The 25,394-nt window shown below is 56.4% G+C and carries 24 protein-coding genes and 2 tRNA genes; 14 read left to right on the top strand and 12 right to left on the bottom strand.

Features of this window, described 5'->3' with window-relative positions; all coding sequences use genetic code 11:
- Window positions 1-106 precede the first annotated feature (106 nt).
- From CS910_RS04335 to asd, 4 genes are read left to right on the top strand one after another with little or no spacing between them, the layout of a single operon-like run.
- A complete protein-coding gene (locus CS910_RS04335) occupies window positions 107-703 on the top strand; it encodes an amino acid kinase family protein (RefSeq protein ID WP_223211926.1) in 597 nt (198 codons plus the stop codon).
- 6 nt (window positions 704-709) lie between these two features.
- Window positions 710-1,588, top strand: a complete 879-nt coding sequence (locus CS910_RS04340) for a homoserine kinase (RefSeq protein ID WP_099209892.1) — start codon at window positions 710-712, stop codon at window positions 1,586-1,588.
- Window positions 1,585-1,920: a pyridoxal-phosphate dependent enzyme gene (locus CS910_RS04345; RefSeq protein WP_394346614.1), complete on the top strand. Its 336-nt coding sequence runs from the start codon at window positions 1,585-1,587 to the stop codon at window positions 1,918-1,920. Before CS910_RS04340 ends, CS910_RS04345 begins: the two co-directional genes overlap by 4 nt.
- Entirely contained in the window at window positions 1,917-2,921 is a 1,005-nt protein-coding gene (gene asd, locus CS910_RS04350; RefSeq protein ID WP_099209893.1) for an aspartate-semialdehyde dehydrogenase, read from the top strand. Before CS910_RS04345 ends, asd begins: the two co-directional genes overlap by 4 nt.
- Window positions 2,922-2,941: 20 nt before the next feature.
- On the opposite strand, the gene CS910_RS04355 is transcribed toward asd, so the two are convergent.
- The 5 genes from CS910_RS04355 to CS910_RS04375 all read right to left on the bottom strand — a co-directional run bounded on the left by CS910_RS04355 (window position 2,942) and on the right by CS910_RS04375 (window position 7,976).
- Window positions 2,942-4,264: a TrpB-like pyridoxal phosphate-dependent enzyme gene (locus CS910_RS04355; RefSeq protein ID WP_099209894.1), complete on the bottom strand. Its 1,323-nt coding sequence runs from the start codon at window positions 4,262-4,264 to the stop codon at window positions 2,942-2,944.
- A 251-nt stretch (window positions 4,265-4,515) separates the two neighbouring features.
- Window positions 4,516-5,865 (bottom strand): hypothetical protein, encoded by a 1,350-nt coding sequence (locus tag CS910_RS04360; RefSeq protein ID WP_099209895.1) that lies wholly within the window; start codon window positions 5,863-5,865, stop codon window positions 4,516-4,518.
- A gap of 99 nt (window positions 5,866-5,964) precedes the next feature.
- Window positions 5,965-6,747, bottom strand: a complete 783-nt coding sequence (locus CS910_RS04365; protein WP_145955359.1) for a hypothetical protein — start codon at window positions 6,745-6,747, stop codon at window positions 5,965-5,967.
- Window positions 6,747-7,523: a hypothetical protein gene (locus CS910_RS04370; RefSeq protein WP_099209897.1), complete on the bottom strand. Its 777-nt coding sequence runs from the start codon at window positions 7,521-7,523 to the stop codon at window positions 6,747-6,749. Before CS910_RS04370 ends, CS910_RS04365 begins: the two co-directional genes overlap by 1 nt.
- 9 nt (window positions 7,524-7,532) lie before the next feature.
- Entirely contained in the window at window positions 7,533-7,976 is a 444-nt protein-coding gene (locus tag CS910_RS04375) for a hypothetical protein (RefSeq protein ID WP_099209898.1), read from the bottom strand.
- A gap of 81 nt (window positions 7,977-8,057) precedes the next feature.
- On the opposite strand from CS910_RS04375, the gene nikR reads away from it, so the two are divergent.
- Complete coding sequence (gene nikR, locus CS910_RS04380; RefSeq protein WP_099209899.1) at window positions 8,058-8,474, top strand: nickel-responsive transcriptional regulator NikR; 417 nt, start codon at window positions 8,058-8,060, stop codon at window positions 8,472-8,474.
- On the opposite strand, the gene rqcH is transcribed toward nikR, so the two are convergent.
- Both rqcH and CS910_RS04390 read right to left on the bottom strand, forming a co-directional pair.
- Window positions 8,471-10,423: a ribosome rescue protein RqcH gene (gene rqcH, locus CS910_RS04385; RefSeq protein WP_099209900.1), complete on the bottom strand. Its 1,953-nt coding sequence runs from the start codon at window positions 10,421-10,423 to the stop codon at window positions 8,471-8,473. The genes nikR and rqcH overlap by 4 nt on opposite strands.
- Window positions 10,424-10,462: 39 nt before the next feature.
- The gene (locus CS910_RS04390; protein WP_099209901.1) at window positions 10,463-10,723 is read right to left on the bottom strand and encodes a hypothetical protein; all 261 of its coding nucleotides are present in this window, start codon (window positions 10,721-10,723) and stop codon (window positions 10,463-10,465) included.
- A gap of 124 nt (window positions 10,724-10,847) precedes the next feature.
- Between CS910_RS04390 and CS910_RS04395 the strand changes: the two genes are divergently transcribed.
- Window positions 10,848-12,896 carry a 1,4-alpha-glucan branching protein gene (locus CS910_RS04395; protein WP_099209902.1) on the top strand — a complete coding sequence of 683 codons (2,049 nt, stop codon included), beginning with the start codon at window positions 10,848-10,850 and terminating at the stop codon, window positions 12,894-12,896.
- Here the strand turns inward: CS910_RS04395 and CS910_RS04400 are convergent.
- Complete coding sequence (locus CS910_RS04400; protein ID WP_099209903.1) at window positions 12,893-13,627, bottom strand: alpha-glucosidase; 735 nt, start codon at window positions 13,625-13,627, stop codon at window positions 12,893-12,895. The genes CS910_RS04395 and CS910_RS04400 overlap by 4 nt on opposite strands.
- A 156-nt stretch (window positions 13,628-13,783) precedes the next feature.
- Window positions 13,784-15,349: a sodium-dependent transporter gene (locus tag CS910_RS04405; RefSeq protein ID WP_099209904.1), complete on the bottom strand. Its 1,566-nt coding sequence runs from the start codon at window positions 15,347-15,349 to the stop codon at window positions 13,784-13,786.
- 584 nt (window positions 15,350-15,933) lie between these two features.
- Between CS910_RS04405 and gdhA the strand changes: the two genes are divergently transcribed.
- Entirely contained in the window at window positions 15,934-17,193 is a 1,260-nt protein-coding gene (gene gdhA, locus CS910_RS04410) for a glutamate dehydrogenase (protein WP_099209905.1), read from the top strand.
- Window positions 17,194-17,277: 84 nt separating this feature from the next.
- Here the strand turns inward: gdhA and CS910_RS04415 are convergent, their stop codons facing one another.
- Window positions 17,278-18,444 carry a P-loop NTPase family protein gene (locus tag CS910_RS04415; protein WP_099209906.1) on the bottom strand — a complete coding sequence of 389 codons (1,167 nt, stop codon included), beginning with the start codon at window positions 18,442-18,444 and terminating at the stop codon, window positions 17,278-17,280.
- A 102-nt stretch (window positions 18,445-18,546) separates the two neighbouring features.
- Between CS910_RS04415 and psmB the strand changes: the two genes are divergently transcribed.
- From psmB to CS910_RS04440, 5 genes are all read left to right on the top strand, one after another.
- Window positions 18,547-19,155, top strand: a complete 609-nt coding sequence (gene psmB, locus CS910_RS04420; protein ID WP_099209907.1) for an archaeal proteasome endopeptidase complex subunit beta — start codon at window positions 18,547-18,549, stop codon at window positions 19,153-19,155.
- A gap of 10 nt (window positions 19,156-19,165) precedes the next feature.
- Window positions 19,166-21,112: a beta-CASP ribonuclease aCPSF1 gene (locus CS910_RS04425; RefSeq protein ID WP_099209908.1), complete on the top strand. Its 1,947-nt coding sequence runs from the start codon at window positions 19,166-19,168 to the stop codon at window positions 21,110-21,112.
- A 74-nt stretch (window positions 21,113-21,186) separates the two neighbouring features.
- Window positions 21,187-21,558: a hypothetical protein gene (locus CS910_RS04430; RefSeq protein WP_099209909.1), complete on the top strand. Its 372-nt coding sequence runs from the start codon at window positions 21,187-21,189 to the stop codon at window positions 21,556-21,558.
- Window positions 21,559-21,562: 4 nt separating this feature from the next.
- Complete coding sequence (gene rpiA / locus CS910_RS04435) at window positions 21,563-22,252, top strand: ribose-5-phosphate isomerase RpiA (RefSeq protein ID WP_099209910.1); 690 nt, start codon at window positions 21,563-21,565, stop codon at window positions 22,250-22,252.
- A gap of 52 nt (window positions 22,253-22,304) precedes the next feature.
- Window positions 22,305-22,392 (top strand) — tRNA-Leu (locus tag CS910_RS04440).
- 785 nt (window positions 22,393-23,177) lie between these two features.
- Here the strand turns inward: CS910_RS04440 and CS910_RS04445 are convergent.
- Window positions 23,178-23,254, bottom strand: a tRNA-Thr gene (locus tag CS910_RS04445).
- Window positions 23,255-23,285: 31 nt separating this feature from the next.
- Window positions 23,286-23,879, bottom strand: a complete 594-nt coding sequence (locus tag CS910_RS04450) for an RNA ligase partner protein (protein ID WP_099212425.1) — start codon at window positions 23,877-23,879, stop codon at window positions 23,286-23,288.
- Window positions 23,880-23,937: 58 nt separating this feature from the next.
- Between CS910_RS04450 and CS910_RS04455 the strand changes: the two genes are divergently transcribed.
- Both CS910_RS04455 and CS910_RS04460 read left to right on the top strand, forming a co-directional pair.
- Window positions 23,938-25,146: a hypothetical protein gene (locus CS910_RS04455; RefSeq protein WP_099209911.1), complete on the top strand. Its 1,209-nt coding sequence runs from the start codon at window positions 23,938-23,940 to the stop codon at window positions 25,144-25,146.
- 69 nt (window positions 25,147-25,215) lie between these two features.
- A complete protein-coding gene (locus CS910_RS04460) occupies window positions 25,216-25,389 on the top strand; it encodes a class III signal peptide (protein WP_099209912.1) in 174 nt (57 codons plus the stop codon).
- The last annotated feature ends 5 nt before the right edge of the window (window positions 25,390-25,394 follow it).

The following is a 25,394-nucleotide window of genomic DNA, read 5'->3' on the forward strand; positions in this document are numbered from 1 at the left end:
AAATTTTCTCCTCAATTACTTCACATTTCGTCAATTTTTCAACTCACGTCTTGAAAAATATTTAACCCAGGTTCCTCCTACCGTGGGGGGTGAACCTCGATGGGTGGTGGGGAAACTCACCGTTGTGAAGTTCGGGGGGAGCTCCCTGAGGTTCTCGATGGAAGGAGCAACGGACCTCGTTGCCACGTTGCGTGAGGACTCCAACGTCCTCGTCGTCGTTTCTGCGCTTTCGGGCGTTACAGACGCCCTGCTGAGGCTCGCAGAGACAGGGGGCCCGGGGCTTCTTGAGAGAATATCGGCCGAGCACTCCGCCCTGGCAGACTCCCTTGGCGCCGACGTTTCGGGGCTCCTGTCCGGGCTTGAGAGGGCAGTTGGGAGGCGCCGCTACGACCCGGTGTGGAGGGACTACATCCTCTCCTTCGGGGAGAGGCTTTCCGCGGTGCTCTTCGTCAGGGTCATCGAAAACGAGGGGATTCCGCTGATACTCGGCAGAACCGAGGACTGGTGCCTTGGAACACTCGTCGCTGAGTTCAACGACGACTGGCCGATAATCGTCCACCGCGTTGAGAGGGAAACCGCAAGAATAGCCGTCATCGGCGTTGAAGAGCTCTCCGGCTGGGAGGGAGTTGGGGGGACAGCTACTTCTTCCTCACCGTTGAGAGGTAGGAGCTCGCTCCGGTTCTCAGGGAAATACACGGGGTGATTTTCGATGAAAGTTCGGGTTCACGCTACCATAGCGAACTTCGGACCGGGGTTTGACGTCTTCGGTGTCGGTATAGGCGAACCCTACGACGAGCTGACCTTCAGGGAGGCGGACGAGTGGGAGATACGCGTGAAGGGGCACGACGTGCCCGTGAATGGGAGAAACGTCGCGGTGGTTGCCGCGAAAGCCCTCGCCGACCTGCTTGGCGAAGAGGTCGCCATGAGGATGGAGCTGAAGAAGGGGATAAGGCCAAAGAGCGGGCTCGGGAGCTCGGGGGCTTCCTCGCTCGCGGGGGCGCTCGCCATGGCGAGGGTTCTTGGCGTGGAGGACGAGGGGCTCATACTCCGTGCGGCAATGGAGGGCGAAAAGGCCGCTTCCGGTAGCGCCCACGGGGACAACGTGGTTCCGGCTTACTACGGCGACTTCACCGTCATAGAGTCCAGCGAGCCGCTGAGGGTCTGGCGCCTTCCGGTAGACTTCGAGGTGGTGGCAGTTCTCCCGTCCGTGGAGATTCCGACGAGCGAGGCGAGGCGCGTCCTTCCGCCAAAAATCCCGCGGGGGGACGCGGTCAGGAACCTCGCGCTCGCGTCATCCCTCGTCCTCGCGCTGAGGGAGAACGACCTCCCGGCGGTTGGAAGGCTCCTCGACGACAGGATAGCCCTGCCCTACAGGAAGAGCCTCATGCCGTGGTACGAGACGGTGAGAAAGGCCGCCCTCGAGGCCGGCGCCTACGGGTTCTCCGTGTCGGGCTCGGGCCCCGCTGTCTTCGCCCTCGGTGAGGACGTGGCTCAAATAGGGAAGGCCATCGCCGAGGCCTTCAACGGAATTGGTATCGAGGCCGATGTCTACGTCACAAAGGCTGGAAGGGGTGCCCTATGGTTTTGATGTGTATCGAGTGCGGGAGGGAGTATGACGAGAAGGAGCTCCGCTACCGCTGCGACCGCGGCGGCCTGTTCGAGAGCGTGAGCGACGAGGAGATACTCCGCGCCCAGCACCTCCTCGCGAGCAGGGAGGGCCTGTTCGTTGAGCTGGCATCCGCAACGCCACTGGCTGGCCTCATGAAGCTCCTCGGGAGCGGGGAGCTGGAGAGGGGTGAGAGCTACGTTCTCATAACGACCGGACACGGGCTCAAGGACCCGAACGTCGTGGTGAACCGCTTCACCCTTCCCGAGCCGATAGAGCCGACGCTGGAAGCCTTCAGGGAGGTGATGGAATGAAGGTTGCGGTCCTCGGGGCAACCGGCATGGTCGGGAGGACGTTCGTGGGGCTCCTTGAGGGTCACCCGTGGTTCAAGGTCGAGAAGCTCGTCGCGTCGGAGCGCTCCGCGGGGAAGCGTTACGGCGAGCTCGTGGAGGACGCACCGGAGGAGTTCCGCGAGATAGAGGTCGTCTCCCTGGGCGAGTTCCTCAAAGACCCGGACGTCGATTTAGTCTTCAACGCCCTCCCTGCGTCCATATCGAGGGAGGTGGAGGAGCGGCTCGCTGAACAGATTCCGGTCTTCACAAACGCGAGGGCCCACCGCTACGACGATGACGTGCCGATACTCGTCCCCGAGGTCAACCCCGGCCATCTGAAGCTCATCGAGGTCCAGCGGGAAAAGAGGGGCTGGAACGGATTCATAGTGACGAACCCGAACTGCTCAACCGCGGTTCTAACAGTTTCACTGGCCCCCCTCGTGGAGTTTGGAATTAAACGGGTTCACGTGGCAACGATGCAGGCCATCAGCGGCGCCGGCTTCTCGGGCCTTTCCGCCCTCGCCATCCAGGACAACGTGATTCCCCTCATAAGCGGTGAGGAGTGGAAGATAGAAAACGAGAGCAGGAAAATCCTCGGGCGTCTCGACGGGAAGGGGATAACCCCGGCGCCCTTCGAGGTGTCCGCGATAGCGACGCGCGTCCCCGTCCTTCACGGCCACACCGAGGCCGTCTTTGTGGAGCTCGAACGCGGGAGCGTGGAGGAAATCAGGGGGGCATTCGGGGCCTTCGACCCGCTGAAAGAGCTCGACCTGCCGAGCTACGAGAAGCCATTGGTTTACACTGACGTTCCCCAGCCGAGGCTCCACAGGGACAGGGGAAGGGGTTTAACCGTAACCGTCGGAAGGCTGGAGGAGAGCGGTTCGGCCTTCAAGTACGTCGTCACCGGCCACAACCTCGTCCGCGGGGCCGCGGGAGGCTCGCTCCTCAACGCGGAGCTCGCCAGAAGGCTGGGATACATATGAAGAATAGAAAATCGGGGGGGTCACCCGAGGGCGGGGAAGTAGTCCGGCTCGTAGTCTTCAAGCTTTCCGTCGAGGTAGTCCTCGTAGCCCTTCAGGTCTAGCAGGCCGTGGCCGGAGAGGTTGAAGAGTATGACCTCCTCCTTCCCTTCTTCCTTCGCCTTCAGGGCCCTGTCTATGACGCCCTTTATCGCGTGGGCGCTTTCCGGCGCTGGGATTATACCCTCGGTCTTCGCGAACAGCTCCGCGGCCTTGAAGACCTCCGTCTGGTGGTACGCCACTGGTTTGACGATGCCGTGGTTTATCAGGACGCTCAGTGTCGGGGCCAGGCCGTGGTAGCGCAGGCCGCCGGCGTGAATCGGCGGGACGTAGTAGGTGTGGCCGAGGGTGTGCATCTTCATCTTTGGAGTGTAGCCTCCGGAGTCGCCGAAGTCATACTTGTAAACCCCGCGCGTCATGCTCGGGGCGGCTTTCGGCTCGACCGCTATGAACTCGTAGTCTGCCTTCCCGCTCAGGACGTCCCTAACGAAGGGATATGCAAGGCCAGCGAAGTTGCTTCCACCTCCAACGCAGCCGATTATAACGTCCGGCTCCTCGAACTCCTTCACCTGCTCCTGAGCTTCGAGGCCGATGATGGTCTGGTGCATGAGGACGTGGTTGAGAACGCTCCCGAGGGCGTAGCGGGCCTTTTCGTCCCTCAAAACGTCTTCAATCGCCTCGCTTATCGCTATTCCAAGGCCGCCGGGGTGGTTCGGGTCCTCGCTCAGGAACTTCCGACCTATCTCGGTTCTGTCGCTTGGACTGGGGTAGACCTCGGCCCCGTAGAGGCGCATTATCGTCTTCCTGTAGGGCTTCTGGAAGTAGCTGGCGCGCGCCATGTAAACGCGAACCTTCAGGCCGAGCAGGGCACCGGCCAGGCTCAAAGCGGTTCCCCACTGGCCTGCTCCCGTTTCGGTAACGAGCCTCTCTATCCCCTGCTCCTTCGCGTAGTAGGCCTGAGCTAAAGCGGTGTTTATCTTGTGGCTTCCGGTTACGGTTGCACCTTCATACTTGAAGTAAATCCTCGCCGGTGTGTCGAGGGCCTTCTCAAGGTTCGTCGCCCTGAAGAGCGGTGTTGGCCTGCCTATCTTGGCGTAGAGCTCGCGGACCTTCTTTGGAATCTCGATGTACCTTTCCGTGCTCATCTCCTGCTTTACAAGCTCCTCAGCGAAAATCCTTAACAGCTTCTCCGGCCTCATCGGCTCGTCGGTTTCCGGGTCGAGGGGCGGAGCCAAGGGCTCCGGGAGGTCGGGCAGTATGTTGTACCATCTCTTTGGTATCTTCGAATCGGGCAGAACGGCTTTCATTCTAACACCTCCTCAAATTCCTTTAATCCGTTCGAGAAAGGTCCCAAAGGGTGAGGGAATAAGAGCGTGAGAACTAAACCGGAGCGTTTAAGTGACAGAACTGCGCGGCCAAAAACAAGCCCCCCTGTTCAGCTCAGCGCCAAAAACAATCCCGCCTAACGGCTATGTCAGGGCTCGAGAGGCGACCTTCAAAGCCAAAAACAATCACTCCTGACCATCATGGCGCATCGAGGTAAGGAAACTGCGTTTCCTTAAGTTCTTTTCGGTTGCTTTATTGACGATAAGACGAATTGTACGTCTTTGGCTTCCCCTTTAACTGCCACAGCGACGAAGTATCCTCTGCGTTCGAGGCAAATGGAAGTCGTTTCCCCGTCGGAAGCGTCGAGCAGGTAGCGGGCGTAGTCGCACTGCCCGCGAATTCCGTACACGAGAAGGTTCACGCTGAGGTTTCTACCACCCACAGACATCAAAAACTCTTTTCCAGCGAGGGACCAGAGGGCAGGTTCTCTGGCGGGTTTCAGGACAAGGCTTCCGTTGAGCTCCGCTATCACGGCGTTGAGCACTTCCTCGGGAGTCGGCCCTTTAACTTCTCGGCCGTTCCGCAGGCCGCAGGGTGAAAGCTCCTCCGCCGAGTTTTTCACTTCTCCGGTTTTTCCGCTTAAAACGAGGATTTCTTTCCCTTTCAGGGCAACGTAGTGCGACCCTTCATTCCTTACCCAGAGAGACCACCTGCAGTCCCCGCTTTTTCCCTCCATTAGCTTGACGTATCCGGTTCCCTTGAGCTCGATTTCTATAGCTTTGTAGGTGTTCCTCACCCATTCCCCCGGCCAGTCCGATAGGCCGAGCTTTCCAACTCTGACGCTCCCGTTTGAGCTCCAGTTGAAGCGGTACCTTACGAAAGTCGGCGGCTCGCTCGCGTTCCAGAGGTAGTCGTCGTGCCAGCGGAGCGCAAATCCTTTGACGCCCCTGCAGGGGCCCCGCGCCGAGATGACGGCGAGGCCACCGCCGAGAATCCTTGTTTCGGCCAGGTATATACATTCCTCGCCCTTAGCGAAGAGGGCATCTCTCATGATGTCGGAGTCGCCTACGTAGTTCTCCACAATCCTTAGGTAGCCCTCCGATTCAACGCGTTTTGCGGCCTCACTGTAGGCGTTATCGGCCTTCTCACGTGGTTCATAGAGGGTTACATAACGGCCGAGGACTGGAAGTCTGACCCCTGAGGACTTCCAGGCAACCCCGCTGACGAGAATCGTCGAGTACTCAACCGTTTTGTTGCAGGAGTAAGTGAGTTCCCCACCACTCAGCGGCCAAGTATCGGCCTGTCGTCCCCAGCAGCCCGTAACAAAGTGGAGGCCGAACTCGACGTTCGGGCCCGTGACTGGAGGGGGCATCAAGAGGAGCATCAGGATGAGCGATGCCGCCAGAAACGGTGCCAGCTGGAGGGGCCTTTTGCTGTAGTAGTTCCTGAAAACCACTGGGGGTACGATAACCGCGGAGATGAAGAGGAGGACTCCGAGGAGGTGGTTGAGCTGGAGGATTATCCACGCGAGGGATGAGAGCAACGCCGAAACGGCAACGGAAGCAATCAGCTTGCCCGCCATGGGTCCTCCTCAGTTGTTACGTCTCGGGGGATATAACCTTTGTCATGGTTTCAAATTGTTTTGAAGCGTTCTGGACGGTTGATAAATTATGAAGAAAAGTCAGGTCGCTGGTTCCTGGATTATCTCAACCGCTCTGTTCACGTCCGCTTTTCTTCCCTTCAAAACCATGAGGACCGTGTAGTCCCCGGCATCGCTAACAAGGAACCTCAGCCCCCTATCCTTTTTCTTCATAAGGTACTCGGCATACTTAACCTGGGTGTCGCTCGAGTAAACGAGGATGAGCACTTCAACGCCGTCCCCTATCTCTGCCTCAAACGAGAGCTTGGCGAGGTACCAGTCCGGTAGGGGTCCCGTCCAGTTGGTCCTGCTGACGGTAATGTTGTTCTTCATGAATTTGGTTCCCAAGGCTAGAGCCTCGGATTCTGCGAGCTTCCATGGGCTCGGCGACGGTAGCGGGCTTGCATCGAGGGGTTTTCCACATAGCCAATGCTCCTCGCTTGCGTTCAGAACCGCGTTTGGTGCACCTCTGATGGCCAGAAACCTCGTTCCATTGTACGCGATATAATAAGCCTTCTTCCGGTTGCTCCAGTAGCTCCACTGGCACTTTATGCTACTCCAGTTTCCGGAAACCATGGAATACCCGATTTTTGATAGCTCGCCGATGACCTCGCCGTACACCTCGCTCGCGTTCTTCAGAGTTGCGTTGATTACCTCGACCCCCCCGCTCTTCTCCCAGCTCATGTTAACGAGGCTTGGGGGATCGGTGTAGCCCCAAATTTTGGGTTTCGGCACCGGCGCTACGTAGTAGTACTCCCAGTAGACCAGCCCAGCGAGGAGGGAAACGGCGAGGATGATTCCAGCGACCGCCTTCTTCATCTCCATCACCCGCAGGAGGCTCCTCTTGTATTGGCAACGCTCTCAATAGAGTCGTAGGCCCTTGAGCCATCCCCGGTGGGGCCGTCAAGCACCACAAGCGCGCGATAGTTAAGGGCGTGGATGCAGAGCGTTTTTCCCTCCAGGAGCGACCTCGCGTACTCAAGCTGTTCGTCCGTTGCGTAGATTAGAATCAGGATTTTCACCTTCCCCGCCTCTACACTGTAGTTGGCAAGGTTCCAGGGGATTTTTCCGTTCCACTCTGAGGGAACGACGATTACGCCGTCTTTCTCGAGGGCGTCGCCTATCAGCGAGGCGGTGTACGAGAGTGCTTTTTGGGGGCTCGGGCCGATGACGGTGGTCTTCCAACCCGGCTTTCCGCACTTTGAGGTCTCGTTCACCCACTCGACGACTGCATTCAGGTCTCCTCGCGCTACCAAGATACCATCTTTGGTTTCTCCAACGTAGTATGCCTTTCTCCCTTCCCAGATTGTCCACCTGCAGTCGCTCCAGTTGGCATAAACCGGATAGTATCCAAGGGCCAGGAGCTGGTCTTCGAGTTTCCCTTCGAGGTATCCCGGAAGGGTTGCCACCTCGACGTTCCCGTTCCTTTCCCAGCTCATGGTTTGGAGAACCGGCGGGTCGGTGAGGCCCCAGAGGGTCGGTTTTTCCGCAGGTTTAACACTTTCTCCCCCGTTCTCCCCGCTCCTCGGCAGGTAGTTTACGACGCCAACGGCTATGAGCGCGACCACGATAACGGCCAGAATCCTGTGCGTTCCCTTCATTTCAACACCTCACGCGACCTCGGTTTGCTCGTAGGGGCTCCTCCCCTGCCTGTGCTTCACGAGGAGCGAGTAAAAGAACTCCTTCAGCTCGGGCGACATGCCGTCGTCGAGGAGTATGTCGGCTTTTCCCGAGTAGTCCTTCTCGGCCTTCGTCACGAGCAGGGCAATCTTCGGGGTCAGGTGTTCAAGCAGGGCCTTACCGACCTCGGCATATTCTTCATCGTCGAGCTCCTCGTCGCTCTCGATTGCTATGTAGACGATGAACCCCTTCATCTGAACCGCCAGGACGGTTTCAGTTTCTGTCACCTCGAAGAAGGAGAAGTTGTAGCCCTCCCTCTCGGCCCTCGCTATGAGCAGGCCCTTTATCGAGAGCGTAACCGGTTTCTCCCCAATCTCGAAGATTAAATCCTCCGCGAACTCCCTTCGCGCTATCGAGTAAAGCTCGTCCCTCATGCTCGAACCTACTCCGGTTCGGATAAAAGACTTTTGGAACAGATTTATAACTTCCGTGCCATCATCTCACTTGGTGGTGTTATGAAGGTGGTCCGTTTCGGCGTCTCCGTACCCGAGGAGTTGCTCGAAAAGTTTGACAGGATAATCGAGGAGAAGGGCTACGTGAACAGGAGCGAGGCCATAAGGGACCTCATGAGGGACTTCATAATCAGGCACGAGTGGGAGACCGGCGATACTGAGGTTGCGGGAACGATAACGATGCTCTACAACCACGACGAGGCGGACGTCGTCAAGGAGCTCCTCGACCTGCAGCACGAGTACCTCGAGGAGATCGTTTCCAGCATTCACGTCCACATGGACGAGCACAACTGCCTCGAGGTCGTCATAGTCAAGGGAAAGGCGAGCAGGATAAAGGAGATAGCGGACAGGCTACTGAGCCTCAAGGGAGTGAAGCACGGCAAGCTCGTCATGACGGGAACCGGGAAGGAGCTGGTTTAACCGACCACCTCCACTATTTCTCCACCTCCCGGAGGCAGAATCGCGTTCAAGTCCTCCTCGCGAACCTTGTAGCCCCACTTCTCGAGGATTCCGCGTATCTTCTTGACGAGCTCGCCCTTCTTGAGCCTGCCGGGTCTTATGACGATGTACCTGTCCGTGTGGGCCTTAATCGCGTCAACGGGCGCGCAGACGACGTAGTCCTCCCCCTCATAGTTTATGACTCCCACCGCCAGCTTGAGCGGTAGTCCCCTAAGCCAGTTCCTCTTTCCGTAGACCATGAAGGCTCCCTTGCCGAGGTACTCACCGCTGGGAGCCTGCTTAGTCACCTGATTGGGATACGCCCAGTAGGCGTCCGCTCCATACAGCCCCTGACTCCACGCCCTGCTCATCGAGACCGCGAACTGACAGGCCTCGAAGATGGTCTTCTCTCCAGCTTTCTGCCCGTCCTTGATGGCGACGTGGGGAGCGCCGTAAACATCTGCATGACAGTAGAGGTCGTTCTCTGCCATATGCCTCTTTATGAGAACCTCGTTGGTTCCCGCGTCCTTTCCAGCCAGGACGAGGAAGCCCTCGCTCGAAACGAACCAGCGGAACTTCTCGAACCACTTCTTCTTTCTCCTCTCGATTTTCCTCACGTTCAGTTCCTTCTTCATCTCTTCTTCTATGAGCTTTTCAACCTCGTCGAGCTTGCGCTTCGTGTCCTCGTAGGCCTTGAGCGCTCCCTCATACTTGTGCCTGAACTTCTTGGCCTTCTCATAGTAGAGCTCGGCGTTCTCGCCTATGCTTTTGTTGAGGTAGAGCTTGACCTTCTTCCCTTCCAGCTCAATCGTTACGGCCTTCTCCCTCGGGTCGATGGATTTTACCATGAGTGCAACTTTGTTGCCCTCTTTTTTGCCCGCCTCTATGCGCTTCCTGAACTCCTCCCAGCCGAGCTTTTCGGTGGCCTTCCTGAACTCCTCCAAAAGCCTCTCTATGAGGGCGTAGTTCGCGTAGATTAAATCTCCTATCTCCTGGTTCTCGTTCATTGCCTTCTCGAAGCCCTTCAGCATCTCCTCCTGCTTCCTCAGCGTCGCCAGCAACTGCCTCTTCTTGTTTTCGAGCTTCCTCGTCCTCTCGATTTTGGCCTTCTCGATTGTGAGCTTACCGAAGTACTCGTCGAGGGCCTCGCTGAACGTTTTAAAATAGCGCTTCTCAAGCCCCTCATATATTTTCAGCTCGATTGGAACAACGTCGTGCATGTTGCCGTCCTTGTAGACGATGTTCGGCCTCGGCTCGTCGTTGAAGGTTCCCATCATCGCCTCGTAGACCTTCTTCAAATCCTCGTCGCTCAGCTCCTTCACAGGGGTGGTTTTCTCGAAGCCGGCCCTTATGGAAATCTCCTCCGCGTAGAGGCCCCCCATGTTGAGCTTCCTCGCCAGAGCTCTGACGAGCTCAAGCTCCTCGTTCTCCCTCATCAGCTCAAAAAAGCGCTCGAAGCTGACCTCCAGCGGGTTCTCTCTCGCCGGCGGGAACTTGTACTCTGCCTTGGGCTTTATCGCCCTGTCCTTGTACTCCTCGTATCTCAAAGCGGCAACAATCCTGTTCTCGGAATCCACGAGGACGATGTTGCCCCTCCTGAAGAGCTCGCCGATGAGCGTGTAGTCGCCGACACGAATCTTGACAATCCTGTCGAACTGGTGTTGTTCTATCGCGTCTATAAAGCCTCCGCTCAGGTGCTTTCTGAGGAGCATCGTGAAGCTCGAAGGCTGTTTCGGCGCCTCCTTGACGTAGCTCGTTAAATGAAACCTCTTCCCGGCCTGGAGGATTAAATCGACCCTGCCTTCCTTCGTGCGGAGCTTAATCCTAATCTCGTCGCCGTCGTGATAGACCTTGTCAACGCGAGAGCCAACGAGCCACTGGAGTTCTCTCACGACGTAGCGTATGTCAACTGAACTCATCTCTTCCTTCATTCTCTCACCCGAAAAGAGTAGAGGGCGGGGGTTAAAAGGTTAAAGCCTGAGCGCGAGCAGAACGAGAGCCCCCGCAATCGCGAGGGAGGCCCTAACCGCGTCGCTCTTGTCCCCTTCAACGGCCTCACTCAGCAGTCCAAAGGATAGTCCCACTAGGCCGATGTCGTATAGGACGTAGGCCAGCCTTGTGAAGTCCCTAACGGGCATGGAGAGAATCGAGATTATAGCCCCAAGAAGAACCACCGCGAGGGCCCCTGCGATGAAGCCGCTCTCCGTCCCCGTGAGCTCGTCCAACCTCATAGTATCACCAAACTTCCTACGGGTTCGGAAATAAAACGTTTTCCATGCACATTACTGGTCACGGTGACAGGTCTGTTCCGAATAAGGTTAAATACGATGAGGCTTAAACACCACCGGTGATACCATGAGGGGCTACCTAACCTTTGTCCTTCACACTCACCTTCCCTACGTCAGGAAGCACGGCAAGTGGCCCTTCGGTGAGGAGTGGCTCTACGAGGCGATGAGCGAGAGCTACCTGCCCCTGCTCATGGAGTTCGAGCGCTTGAGGGACTCGGGCGTTCGCTTCCAGCTCGTGGTGAACATAACGCCCGTCCTGATGGAACAGCTGGCCGACGACTACGTCAAGGCCGAGTTTGAGAAGTATCTCTTGAGGAAAATCGAGAGGACCAGGGAGGACCTTGCATCTGGCAAATACCCCGAGAGGCCCGTTAGAGAAGCCCTCCGTCACTTCGAGCGCGTTTACTCATACTGGAAAGCCATAAACGGCGACGTAATCGGCAAATTCCGGGAGCTCCAGGAGGAGGGCTACCTTGAAATCATAACCTCCCCTGCGACACACGCCTACCTTCCCCTCCTCTGGAGGGAGGAGTCAATACACTCCCAGATAGCCAATGGGATAGCAACCTACGAGAAGCACTTCGGGAAGAGGCCAAGGGGGATGTGGGTTTCCGAGTGCGCCTACAGACCTTCCGGCAGGTGGCAGCTTCCCGGCGGAAGGACCGTTGAGAGGAAGGGGGTGGAGAGGTTCCTTGAGGAGTTTGGAATCGAGTACTTCTTCGTCGAGAGCAACCTCATTGATGACGGACCGGTCAGCGACTCCTACGGCGCCCCGGTTCCTACTGGTTCTCTCGCAACGCTCCGGCCATACTGGGTCAAGGGCTCTAACGTCGCCGTCTTCGCGAGAAACCGCGAGACGGGCCATCAGGTCTGGAGCGCGCACTACGGCTACCCCGGCGACTTCTGGTACAGGGAGTTTCACAGGAAGGCCGAGCGGAGCGGCAACCAGTACTGGCGTGTGACGGGTAAGGACGTTGATTTGGGAGATAAGGACTTCTACGACCCCGAGAAGGCCCTTGAGCGGGTTGAAGCGCACGCGAGGCACTTCGTCTGGCTCGTCGAGACCTTGCTGGGTGAGTTCGAAGAGAAAACGGGCGAGAAGGGAATAATCGTCTCTCCCTACGACACCGAGCTCTTCGGCCACTGGTGGTACGAGGGCGTCAGATGGCTCGGGCGCGTCCTTGAGCTTCTGGCGGAGAGGGGAATCAAGACGACGACGCTTTCAGCCTTCCTCTCCAACTACTCCGGCGAGAGGCTTGAGGTCGAACTGCCCGAGGGCTCGTGGGGCGCCAACGCGGACCACTCAACGTGGTGGAATCCGGAAACGGAGTGGACATGGGAGGAAATCTACCGCGCGGAGGAGCGTATGGTCGCGCTGGCGAGCCGCTTTTACGGGAAGGACAAGCTTGGCGATAGGGCGATAGAACAGCTCGCGAGGGAGCTTCTAATCCTCGAGGCGAGTGACTGGCAGTTCCTCATAACGACCGGCCAGGCGAAGGCCTACGCCGAGAGGCGCGTTCTGCTTCACGCCAGGGACTTCCACAGGCTCGCCAACGAGGTCGTCAGGTACTTCAATGCTGGCGAGATGGACGTTTCACTCCTCGAGGGCCTTGAGGAGCGCGACAACCCTTTCAGGTCGGTGATAGTTGCCCACTACGTCAGCGACAGTTCTCCAGAGCTTGAGGAGTACGTGGAGCCCCCGGAGGTGCCGCCGGAGGAGAGGGGTAGAACGGAGGAAGTGGGAGGAACGTTCGTTGAGGCGGAAGCCGAGCTCGGTGAGAGCGTCTTCGAGGGTTCCGATGGGAGGTTCTACGCGAGTTCGCTCGCCTTCGTAAAGAGGAGGAAGCCGAAGGTTCCCCTCGCGAGGAGGATTGACACGAGGCTGACAAAGAGGGTCGAGGGGATTAGAACGCCCAGGAAGCCGAAGGCCGAGAAGAAACGCCCACGGTTGAAGCGCCTCATAGACGTCAAGGGCATTGGCCCCAAAACCCTTGTGAAGCTTAATAACGCGGGGATAAACACACCCGAGGACCTTCTTCATGCGGACCTTGAGGAGCTCGCAAGGAAAACGAGGATTTCAATAAAAAGGTTGAGAAGGTTCGTGGAGCAACTTTAGAGGAAGGCGTGGCGGTGCCTGTAGAGCAGGTAGAGGCCGTACACGATGAGGTACAGCTCGACGGCGCTGAGGACAACCATGAATATCAGCCAGCCCTTGACGAACTCCGGGCTCTTGTTGAAGGTCTCCGCTATTTTTTCTATGGCACCGGGCGTCGTCAGCTGCCTCCAGCCGTAGGTCAGTCCCATGACACCCTGGATTATCGGGATTGGAGCCGCTGAGTATGCCAGGAGAAGGCCGGTGTAGCCCCTCCTCTGGAGGGAGAGCATCGATAGTATTATCGGGAGCGCCAGGATTAGGGCTGTTACGGCCATCACCTGACTCATGTAAACACCAACGAGTAGGAAAAACGCAGTCATGCCGAATATGTAGGTGCGGTAGGCCTTCTTCAGCTCCCTGAGCATCTCCGGGTCGAAGTCGTAAACGGCCGACTTGGAGTAGAGGTTCATCTTCTTTACCCGCTCAATGTACTTCTTCTTGCCCTCACGCTCAATTCCCTTGTCCGTGCTGAGGTTCTTCAGCTCCTTCGCCTTCTTGAAGAAGAACTCCGCCAGCTGGACGTTGTCGTTCTTAACGTTCTTTGACAGCTGTCTGAAGTTCTCAGCGGCCTCCTTTATGAGCTTGATGACCTTCCTCTTCTCCTTCTCGCTCAGAACCGTGAGCCTTTCAACGCGAGGTATCGTCGTTTCCAGAACCTCGGCAGTGTCCTCAAGAATCCCCGGACTTTTCACGTCTATCCCTCCAAAACTAAAAAAAAGAAGGGGGTTTAAGACCCTTGCCCCTGCTTCTCCGCCTCGAGGAGCTTCCCTATGCTCCAGAACATTAGGGCGAAGATAACGAACCACGCGAAGAGCATGTAGATTACCCAGCTTCCCATTGCCATCACCTCAGACCTTTATGAGCACCTCGTTCTTCGCTATCTCCTCGCCGTACTTCCTCTTGATGGCGAAGTAGGTTTCGATGGCTCCGATAATGAACATCACTATAATCACTGCACCTACCGTCGGCGGAATTCCGCCGCTAACGAAGCCCTTGAAGGTTCCGACCAGCGGAATCAGCAGAAATATTGGCGCCACTATGAGGGTAATCCACTTGTAGAACGTTGGAACCCGGATGTAGGCTCCTTTGTGAAGCTCCTCCCAGAAGTTGCTGGGCTTGAAGAGGTACACCGCAACTATGATGTCCAGCAGGGCCAGCAGGGTGAGCTGGAAGCTAATCCAGTTGTCGAGTGGGGTGACATAGTTGTCGAGGCCGATGTAGATAACCGGCAGGCCGAGTATGAAGTATATCAGCAGCACGAGCCATGTGCCGACGTTCCTCTTGATGTTGAGGTCTTCCTCAAAGAGTGCCACGAGGTAGTTGTACATTGCTATTGCCGAGGTCCATCCGGCGAACCAGAGCAGGAGGAACCAGAGTGCGCCGAAGAACCTTCCGACCTCTCCCATGCTGACGAATGCGTTTGGCAGGCTCGTGTAAGCGAAACCGAGACCGAACTTGTGGCCAATCCATGAGAGGGCGGCGCTCTTGCCCTGGTCCAGGACATTTGCCGGAACAATCTTCGGAGCGTAGGCGGTCGCCAGCGGAATGGCGAGCGAACCACCGAGGATGACCTCTGCGAACTCGTTGAGCGAGACCGTGGCTATACCGGAGAGAGCGACGTCATCGTTGGGACCGAGATAACTGGCGTAGTTCTGGATGATACCCATACCGAGCGAGAGTGTGAAGAATATCTGTCCCGCGGCCGCGAGCATGACCGCCGAGAAGTGCGCCTTGAGGTATGCCCAGTTCGGGGTCCAGATGAACGCGAATCCGTCGAGTGTGCTCCAGTTCGGGTTGATTGGTGAACCGAGGACGAAGACGTAGCCGACCATTATGATGGCGAAGACGTAGAGCAACGGCATCATGACCTTGACCCACTTCTCGATACCCTTGCTGACACCCCTTCCGACAGCTATGGCGATGGTGACTATGGTTATACCCCAGAAGAGGAACACCTCCGCGTGGTTGCTGAGATAGTTGCTGAAGAACTGTCCCGTGTTCTTGCCGAAGTATGCACCGGTGATGCTGAACCAGGTGTACGCGGCTGACCAGCCGATGAGGTGCAGGTAGTAACTGTTGAGCAGGGTGACTCCAGCAAAAGCCACCATACCGCTGATGACACCCATTATGAGGGCGCTTCTCGGCTTGAGGCTCTCCCTGGCCATGAGGTAGTAGCTCGGGCCGATGGTTCCGTGGCCGTACTTGCCCCCGTACCTTCCGGCGACCCATTCAACCCACATTATTGGTATTCCGAGGAGGAACAACGCCAGGAAGTAGGGCACCATGAAGGCGCCGCCACCGTTCTGGGCGACTTGGGTTGGGAACCTCACAAAGTTACCAAGGCCAACCGCGTTTCCGGCCATGGCCAAAATTAAACCAATCTTGGTCGCCCATTGGTCCCTCTGCTGTTCCATTTTCAGCCACCTCCATACTTAAATGTATTGTAGCTTATACCAATGCCCACCTCGGGGGCACTATGTATAAAGGCTTTCATCGTATAAAAAGCTTTTTGGGGGCCCCTTTCGACGAAAGACGATTTACTTTCCCGTAAAATAACTCGGGGCGGTTTGTTGTCATTTTTCCAAATTTTAAACAGAGAAACGTACGTTCTGTGCCCATATGACAAGTACTCGTTAAAATATTTGTCATTTTTTCAACAAAATGGCGTGGACAATCGTTTTATACTTTCCCCTCAAACCCACATTGCCCGATGATTGGAAAGAGAGTGAGCTGATTGTGTGATGACCGACTTCTCGCTGAGGGCCCTTTTCACATCTCTTCATTGTTGAATTTTGATGTCCATTGATGTTCATAAAATCTTGGATGTACATCCCTCTTTTTGGCTAAAAATTTCGAGAGAACTTTTTATTTCTTCGAAAATTTGAGATGCTAACTTTTTGTTGCAAACTAAGCTTTCTCCTGCCTCCTTTTCCGAAAGGTTTATATATGCAAAGGTCGTAGGGGATATCGCAGATTACCGAAACTTGAGGTGGTAGATATGGTCGAGATAGACCCCTTTGAGATGGCCGTTAAGCAGCTTGAGAGGGCTGCCCAGTACATGGACATAAGTGAGGAGGCCCTTGAGTGGCTCAAGAGGCCCATGAGGATTGTTGAAGTTAGCGTTCCCATCGAGATGGATGACGGTTCTGTTAAAGTCTTCACGGGATTCCGCGTTCAGCACAACTGGGCCCGCGGCCCAACCAAGGGTGGTATAAGGTGGCACCCTGCCGAGACCCTCAGCACCGTTAAGGCCCTCGCCACCTGGATGACCTGGAAAGTTGCCGTTGTTGACCTCCCCTACGGTGGCGGCAAGGGTGGCATCATCGTTGACCCGAAGAAACTCTCCGAGAGGGAGCAGGAGAGGCTCGCCCGCGCTTACATAAGGGCCATCTACGACGTCATCGGCCCGTGGACCGACATTCCTGCCCCGGACGTTTACACCAACCCCAAGATAATGGGCTGGATGATGGACGAGTACGAGACCATAATGAGGCGCAAGGGTCCGGCCTTTGGTGTCATAACCGGCAAGCCGCTCAGCATCGGCGGTTCCCTCGGAAGGGGCACCGCCACCGCCCAGGGTGCTATCTTCACCATCAGAGAGGCCGCCAAGGCGCTTAACATGGACCTCAAGGGCAAGACCATCGCCGTCCAGGGCTACGGTAACGCCGGTTACTACACCGCCAAGCTCGCCAAGGAGCAGCTCGGCATGAAGGTCGTCGCCGTCAGCGACAGCAAGGGCGGTATCTACAACCCGGACGGCCTCGACCCGGACGAGGTTCTCAAGTGGAAGCAGGAGCACGGCTCAGTTAAGGACTTCCCAGGCGCGACCAACATCACCAATGAGGAGCTCCTCGAGCTCGATGTTGACGTCCTTGCTCCGGCTGCCATCGAGGAGGTCATTACCGAGAAGAACGCCGACAACATCAAGGCCAAGATTGTCGCTGAGGTTGCCAACGGTCCGGTTACCCCTGAGGCCGACGACATACTCCGCGAGAAGGGCATCCTCCAGATTCCGGACTTCCTCTGTAACGCCGGTGGTGTCACCGTCAGCTACTTCGAGTGGGTCCAGAACATCAACGGCTACTACTGGACCGAGGAGGAAGTCCGCGAGAAGCTCGACAAGAAGATGACCAAGGCCTTCTGGGAAGTCTACAACACCGCCAAGGAGAAGAACATCCACATGCGCGATGGTGCCTACGTCGTCGCTGTCCAGAGGGTCTACCAGGCCATGAAGGACCGTGGATGGGTCAAGAAGTGATTTCTTCTCCCTTCTTTTCCTTCTCAGTTCTCCCTTCGGTTCTTGAAAGCAGTTTGCTGGGATAAGAAAAGACTAAAAAGAAGGTCAACCCTTCGTCCAGTAGTCCTTCTCCTCCACCATCGCCCTTATCATCTCGTCCTCGTCCCTGAACATCGTCCGCCTCGATGGGTTCTGCATGCCGTAGAACTCCATGAACGGACTTGGACGCCTCTTGAAGGGGTAGTAGAGGTATATCGCCGCAAGCGTCCTGTATGCTTCTGCCATCTCGCTGACGACTCCTGCCGAAACGCCCTCGGCGTAGTGGTAGACCGCTATGGCCCTGCTGACATCGACGAGGTTGAAGTCCCTCTCAACGAGCTGTCTCCTCAGTATCTCGGTGGCCTGCTCTATGTCCTCCCTCTCAAGCTCGTCCACCTCGTTCCCGTCGAGGAGGTGTTTTATCCTGATTTTCTTCACGTTCGGGTTCTTGGCGACCTGGTTGTCGTATTCAGCGACGACCCACCAGTCGTCCAGGGCACCGGGGTCGAGAACGGTAAAGTGCTCGCTCAGTTTGTCGTAGAAGCCCCTGACGCGGTGGTAGTACTCCTCCTCGTGGCCGGTCATCGGGTAGCTGAGGTAGACGAGGGGCTTCTCCTTCTCCCTGAACAGCAGGTCAAGGAAGACCTCCGGCGGGTGCCTTATGCCGAACTGGAGGACGTAGCGGACGTTTATTCCCTCCTTCTTGAGCTCGTGGACCAGGGTTTTCACGTGGTTTATCGCATCTTCGCGCCACATGACGAGCGTGGTGAGCTTTATGTTGTCCGGGTCGTTGCCGAAGCGCTCGAACCACTCCGGGTCGTTGATTATCCTCCTCCTGACCGAGAGCACGTCGTCGAGGACGATGATGACTCTATCAGGTTTGAGGAGCTTGAGGTTGCTGAGGGTGAAGCCTATAACGCTCCCGCTCCCCCAGCGGAAGAGGCTCGGTGTCGAAACGAGGTGAAACCTTTTGTCGCTCTCGTCTATCTCCCGCCTTATTCTCTCGAAGGCCTCGTCGCGAATCTCGTTCATCAAGTCCTGGTGGTTTATCGCGAAGTCGAGGACGTTCTTGCGGGTTATCTTAACCCCCCTCTCCTTTCCGACCTCGCGGAGGTATTCGAAGACGTGGTAGTAGGCGTAGCTCTCCCCGTTGGCCTTTTCAAGGGCCTCGCTCAGGTATTCGTCGCGCCCGTTGAGGGGCGGGCCGGTTAGAAGGATTACCTCCTTTGCCATGACAACCACCCAAGGGAGTGGGGCGAAACCTTTAAATACTCTTTCTCTAAGCGGGGTTCAGAGGTTCTTCTATTCTAAAAACCAACTCCAGGGGTGTTGTAGTTGACTGAGAACCTAAAGGGAACCACTACCGTCGGCGTAGTTTGCAAGGACGGTGTAGTTTTAGCGGCAGACAGAAGGGCATCACTCGGCAACATGGTGCTTTCTGAGGGCGTCACGAAGGTCTTCCAGATAGACGAGCACCTCGCCCTGGCAGGAGCGGGGAGCGTTGGCGACATACTGAGCCTCGTCAGACTTCTAAGAGCCGAGGCAAAGCTCTACCGCGCGAGGGTCGGCAGGGAGATGAGCGTCAAAGCCCTCGCCACTCTCACGTCGAACATACTGCACGGGAACCGCTTCATGCCCTACTTCGGCTGGTTTCTGATTGCCGGCTACGACGAGAAGCCGGGCCTCTACTCGATAGACATGGCCGGTGGCGTCACGGAGGACAAGTTCACCGCCGCCGGTTCCGGAATGGAGTTCGCCTTCTCAATCCTTGAGGAGAACTACCGCGATGACCTCTCACTGGAGGATGGAATAAGGCTCGCCCTGAAGGCGATAAAGGCTTCCACCCGCAGGGACGTTTTCACCGGGGGTGGGGTTACACTCGTGACGGTAACGGAGGACGGCTACCACGAGTGGAGCGAGGAGGAACTCAAAGCGCTGTTCTGAGGTGGTGGCGTTGATTCGGAGGGAAACCTACGTTGACGAGATACTCAAGGAGATTCGCGAGGTCATAGCCCAAATGGTTCCGCCGAACGCGAGGATAACCGACGTCGAGTTCGAGGGGCCGGAGCTCGTTATATACACCAAGAACCCGGAGGCGATAATGAAGGACGGCGACCTCATCAGGAACCTCGCGAAGGTTCTGAAGAAGAGGATAAGCGTCCGCCCGGACCCGGACATCCTAATCCCGCCCGAGAAGGCCGAGGAGATGATTAAGGAGCTCGTCCCGAAGGAGGCCGAGATAACGAACATAAGCTTTGACCCCTCCGTCGGCGAGGTTCTCATAGAGGCCAAGAAGCCCGGCCTCGTCATCGGAAAGAACGGCGAGACGCTTCGCCTAATCACCCAGAAGGTCCACTGGGCGCCAAGGGTTGTCAGGACCCCACCGCTCCAGAGCCAGACGATTTACTCGATAAGGCAGATTCTCCAGACCGAGAGCAAGGACAGGAGGAAGTTCCTCAGGCAGGTTGGCAGGAACATCTACCGCAAGTCCGAGTACAAGAGCAGGTGGATTAGGATTACCGGCCTCGGAGGCTTCCGCGAGGTCGGAAGGAGCGCCCTCTTAGTTCAGACCGATGAGAGTTACGTTCTCGTTGACTTCGGCGTGAACATTGCAGCTATGAGGGACCCGCTCAAAGCGTTTCCGCACTTCGACGCTCCAGAATTCCGCTACGTCCTCGACGAGGGCCTTCTCGACGCGATAATCATAACCCACGCCCACCTCGACCACAGCGGAATGCTCCCGTACCTCTTCCGCTACAAGCTCTTCGACGGGCCGATTTACACGACCCCGCCGACGAGGGACTTGATGACGCTCCTTCAGCAGGACTTCATCGAGATTCAGCACATGAACGGCGTCGAGCCCCTGTACAGGCCGAGGGACATAAAGGAGGTCATAAAGCACACCATAACCCTCGACTACGGAGAAGTCCGCGACATAGCCCCTGATATAAGGCTGACCCTCCACAACGCCGGTCACATACTCGGCTCGGCGATAGTTCACCTCCACATAGGCAACGGACTTCACAACATAGCCGTAACCGGCGACTTCAAGTTCATCCCGACCAGGCTCTTCGAACCGGCGGTAAACAGGTTCCCGCGCCTTGAGACCCTCGTCATGGAGTCCACCTACGGCGGAAGCAACGACTACCAGATGCCGAGGGAAGAGGCCGAGAAGAAGCTCATAGAGGTCATAAGAGAAACAATCAAGCGCGGTGGAAAAGTGCTCATTCCGGCGATGGCGGTCGGTAGGGCCCAGGAGATAATGATGGTTCTCGAGGAGTACGCGCGCGTCGGGGGAATAGAGGTTCCGATTTACCTCGACGGAATGATTTGGGAAGCTACAGCAATTCACACAGCCTACCCGGAGTACCTCAGCAAGAGCCTCCGCGAGCAGATATTCCACGAGGGATACAACCCGTTCCTCAACCCGATATTCAAGAGCGTCGCCAACTCGCGCGAGAGGCAGGACATCATAGACTCCGGAGAGCCTGCGATAATCATAGCCACCTCGGGCATGCTCGTCGGCGGGCCGAGCGTCGAGTACTTCAAACAGCTTGCCCCAGACCCGAAGAACAGCATCATCTTCGTCAGCTACCAGGCCGAGGGAACCCTCGGAAGGCAGGTGCAGAGAGGTTTGCGCGAGATACCGCTCATCGGAGAGGACGGCAGGACAGAGGTCGTTCAGGTCAACATGGAGGTCCACACGATAGACGGCTTCTCCGGCCACGCGGACAGGAGGGAACTTATAAGCTACGTCGCCCGCGTCAGGCCGAGGCCGGAAAGGATAATCACCGTCCACGGCGAGGCCCACAAGTGCCTCGACCTCAGCTCCAGCATACACAGGAAGTTCGGCATCTCCACTAGGGCACCCAACAACCTCGACGCCATAAGGCTCAAGTGATGGGCTCGCTGAGCCCTTCCTCTTTTCGATAACGTTTTAAATCTCTCCCACAAGAGCCCCTTAGGTGGGAGGACGTGAAGATAGAGTACAAGTTCTCGTTCGCGGTTTACATATGGGGCATTATCACCGGGGTAATCAGCGGACTGCTGGCTTACTACAACAGGAGCGCATGGATACTCGGCTTCCTGCTCTACTTCTTCGTGGACAAGTTCGTCATGGCGCTGATTAAGGAGCTCCCTCCGGACGTCCCGGACGAGAGGGCGATACTCAGGAAGGCCTTCTGGGGCTGGCTGTTGTTCTGGCTCTACTTCACGATGCTCAGCTACTCGGTGGCCATCAACTTCCAGCCGGTCTGCTACTCCAACCAGAGCCTCCTCTATCAGGTCGTTCACAACGGAACGGCCGGGATTAAATGCGTGTTTAACGTGACCAACGTGACGGGGTGATTTCATGAACGTTGAGGAAATGAAAAAGGCCGTTGCCAAAGAGGCCCTTAACCTCATCGAGGACGAGATGGTCATTGGTCTCGGTACCGGCTCTACGACCGCCTACTTCATCCGCTACCTCGGGAAGCTCATCATGGAGGGTGAACTTGAGGAGGTCTACGGCGTCCCGACCTCATACCAGGCGAGGCTCTTGGCCCTTGAAGCCGGTGTTCCGGTTGTGAGCCTCGACGAGGTTGACGCGATAGACATAGCGATTGACGGAGCGGACGAGGTTGACCCGCAGATGAACCTAATCAAGGGGCGCGGTGCCGCGTTGACCATGGAGAAAATCATCGAGTACAGGGCCGGAATGTTCGTCGTCCTCGTTGACGAGACCAAGCTCGTCGAGTGGCTCGGCCAGAGAATGCCCGTCCCAATAGAGGTTATCCCGGTCGCCTGGCGTGCCATCGCGGAGGAGATAGAGGTCTTCAACGCCACCGCCGAGCTGAGGATGGCCGAGAAGAAGGACGGGCCCGTCGTTACGGACAACGGCAACTTCATACTCGACGCCAGGTTCCACCGCATAGAGGACCCGCTTGACCTTGAGATAGAGCTCAACAACATTCCCGGCGTCGTCGAGAACGGAATCTTCGCTGACATAGCCGACCTCGTCCTCGTCGGCACGAAGGACGGGGTCAAGAGGATGGAGCGCTGAAGCAAGGTTTATAAACTCAGCCCTTTTTCACTTCTTCGGGAGTCCCGCGAGCGCGGGGGTTGCCGAGCCTGGTCAAAGGCGGTGGACTCAAGATCCACTCCCGTAGGGGTTCCGGGGTTCAAATCCCCGCCCCCGCACCACAACAGCCCTTGCTTGCGCAAGCGCTGGCGGAAGGTTAAGTGCCTTTTTTAAGAGTGCAAGTTTTGAAGGGGTTTCTGTCAAATTTGCTTCATTTCCAAGAGTTTCACTCTGAGAAGGCGCCCGAAGGGCGCCGATGGTAAGTTGAAACTATCTCAAGGAGTTTTGGTGTAGTGTTAAACCCCCGCTGGTTGCTCTTTTGTTAGTGCACGACTGACCTCTTGCTCTTTGGTAAGAAGGGCGCTTATTTCGCCAGCCTTTCTTAAAGGCTGTGGGCAAAGTTTCATCAAAATTAGGCATGCCTTTTGAATGGTTTGTTCTCAGGGGGGTTTACTTCTAAACCCGCCAGTTTTGAATGTGTTTTCCTCCCGTTAGCGCCCTCCGGGCGCCTTCAAAGAGAGAAACACTCACAAAAGGAGCAACTCTAGTAGAAACCCCCGCTAGAACTTGCATTTTCAAAAAAAGCACTTAATCTTCCGCCAGCGCTGAAGCTTTTGGAAAAAGCTTCACCAAAAGCTCGTGATTCCTCTTCAGGGCTCCTCTTCAAAGGATTTCAAAATCAAGTCAGCCGTTGAGAGTTTGAATTCACAATCTAAGGACTCCCTCACACGGGTTCTGCTTGAACCGCGCTCCAAAGGAGCGCTACAGACGTGAACCCATTTAAAAGGCGCTTTCAAAGGAATTCCATCTTCAAAGAAGCAACTCAAAGGGAAAATCCACTCAAAGAATGGCCTCTTCAAAAGGAATCACGAACCTTGATCAAACTTCGCGAAGGCGAAGTTTGTTGTGGAGCCCCGGGCGGGGTTTGAACCCGCGACCTGCCGCTTACCAAGCGGCCGCTCCACCAGGCTGAGCCACCGGGGCGCTGTTGACGTTGATACGATGGAGGGAGCCTTTATAAATTTTTCCCTCCGAGCTTCTCGACGAGACCCTTGAGGACGTCCTTGAACGCTGAAGCGTCAATCCACTTGATGCCCATCTTCTGCGCCCAGGTTAGTATTCCAACGTCCGCAGAAACTATCGTCGCGTCCAGCTCCTTGGCGAGAAGGATTAGCTCGAAGTCCTCCTTGCTGTCAACGATTCCTTCTCGAAGGGCCTTACGATAGTTCCTCCGGAGCTTCTGGATTATCTTGTCCACGTTGTCCGTCTCGACGACGCTCTCTCGAACGGCCTTCTCGGCAACTCTAAGCCCCTTGTCAACCCGCCTCCTTATGTCGTCTATGAGCTCGTAAACGACGAAGGCCGGAATCTTGAGGTCGTGCAGGTTGGGGGGCTTCTTTATGATGTAGAGCTCTATCTCCGGCTTCAGCTCCTCGTCAACGAAGTGCATGACCTCGCGGTAGATGCCCGGCGGCATGTAGAACTCCACCTTCCCGAAGAGCTTCCCGGCGTAGCCTAGAAAGGTCTTCATGGCCTCGGTCGGGTTATCGCCGAAGTCCTTTCGGATTTCGGGGTTGACGAATATGCTCGTGTCGAGGACGAACCTCAGCGTCATCGGCCACCACAAGGTTATTTAGGATCCGGGCTTTAAAAGGTTGGGTGGAAGCATGAAGGTTGGCGTTGCCTTTGGGGTTAGTGAACTCGCGAATCCAAAGTCGTTTGAGAAGAAGGCCTCCGAGTTCCTCACTGCCCTTGCCGGGGACTTCGACGTCGTCGGTGGCTTCATGCTGAGCTCAAGGGCAGACTTTCGGGAGGCCAAGGAGGAGCTCAACTTCAACGAGGTTGATGCTATAATCCTCTACCCCTTAACGGGTGGGACTGAAGGGTTCCTCAAAGAGTTCTTCGTCTTCAGAAGGCCCACCGTAATCTTCGGCGACCCCTTCAACAACTCCCTCGCCGCTGGAATTGAAATCAGGGAGTTCCTGCGCGAGAGGCTCGTCCCCTCGACGCTTGTCAAGGATATGAACGAGCTCAAGGCCGCTCTGCTCGCATACGAAGACTCCCTCGAAACCCTCGAACCATTCCTCCGGGCCAGGCTCGGCCTCATCGGCAGAATCTCCCCCTGGCTCGTCAACGAGAAGTTTGAGCTCCCCTACACGAGGATTAGCCTCAAGAAGTTCTACGAGTACTACGATAAGGTGAGCGATGAGGACGGCTGGAAGGTCGTTGAGGAAATCTTTGAGCGGGCAAGCGAGGTGAAGGAACCCGGAAAAGATGCCTTAACAAAGGCGGGCAGAATCTACCTTGCAATCAAGGAAATCCTGCGCGATTACAGGCTCGATGGCTTCACGATAGGCTGTTTTGACCTCATAGGCAAGCTCAACGCGACGCCCTGTCTGGCCCTCGCAATGTTCAACGCCGAGGGGATTCCGGCCGGCTGTGAGGGCGAGCTGAATTCGCTCCTCGGCATGTACATTGTGAGGAAGTACTTCGATAAGCCCGCCTTCATGGGCAACGTTGCGGACTTCGGGGAAAACCACGTGATAATCGCCCACTGCACCGCGCCCCTGCTCTGGCGCTACCGCCTGAGGAGCCACTTCGAGAGCGGTATGGGTGTTGGCGTTGACGTCGAGTTCCCCCGGGGGAAGGCGAGCCTCTTCAAGCTCCGCGGAAGGCGTGCGGTGGTTGCGGACGTTGAGGTCCTTGGAAACGAGCACCTTGAGAACAGGTGCAGGACGCAGGTGAAGCTCAAAATCGATGACGCCCCGGAGTTCCTCGACGGAACGCTTGGAAACCACCACCTGCTGGCCTACGTTGAGGGCGAAGAGCTTGCCGATTTGCTCAGCGAGTTGGGCTTTGAGGTTATGCTTTACTGATTTTCTCTTCGATTTCCTTACCAAAAGGTTATAACCTCGAACATCTTAGTTCTGATTGGAGGTGAGGGTATGAGACCTGCTCAGGCTGCAATAGAGTACCTCTTCATGATTGCACTCGCGCTCACCATGGTGCTCATCGCTATACGTTTAATGAAACAGAGTGCTCAGCAGGCATCTAGAAACATAGACAGTGCCAACAGGGAAATAATTGAAACCCTTCAGAACATGACGAGTGGGGGATGACAAAC

Source organism: Thermococcus henrietii, assembly GCF_900198835.1.
Classification (GTDB): Archaea; Methanobacteriota_B; Thermococci; order Thermococcales; family Thermococcaceae; genus Thermococcus; species Thermococcus henrietii.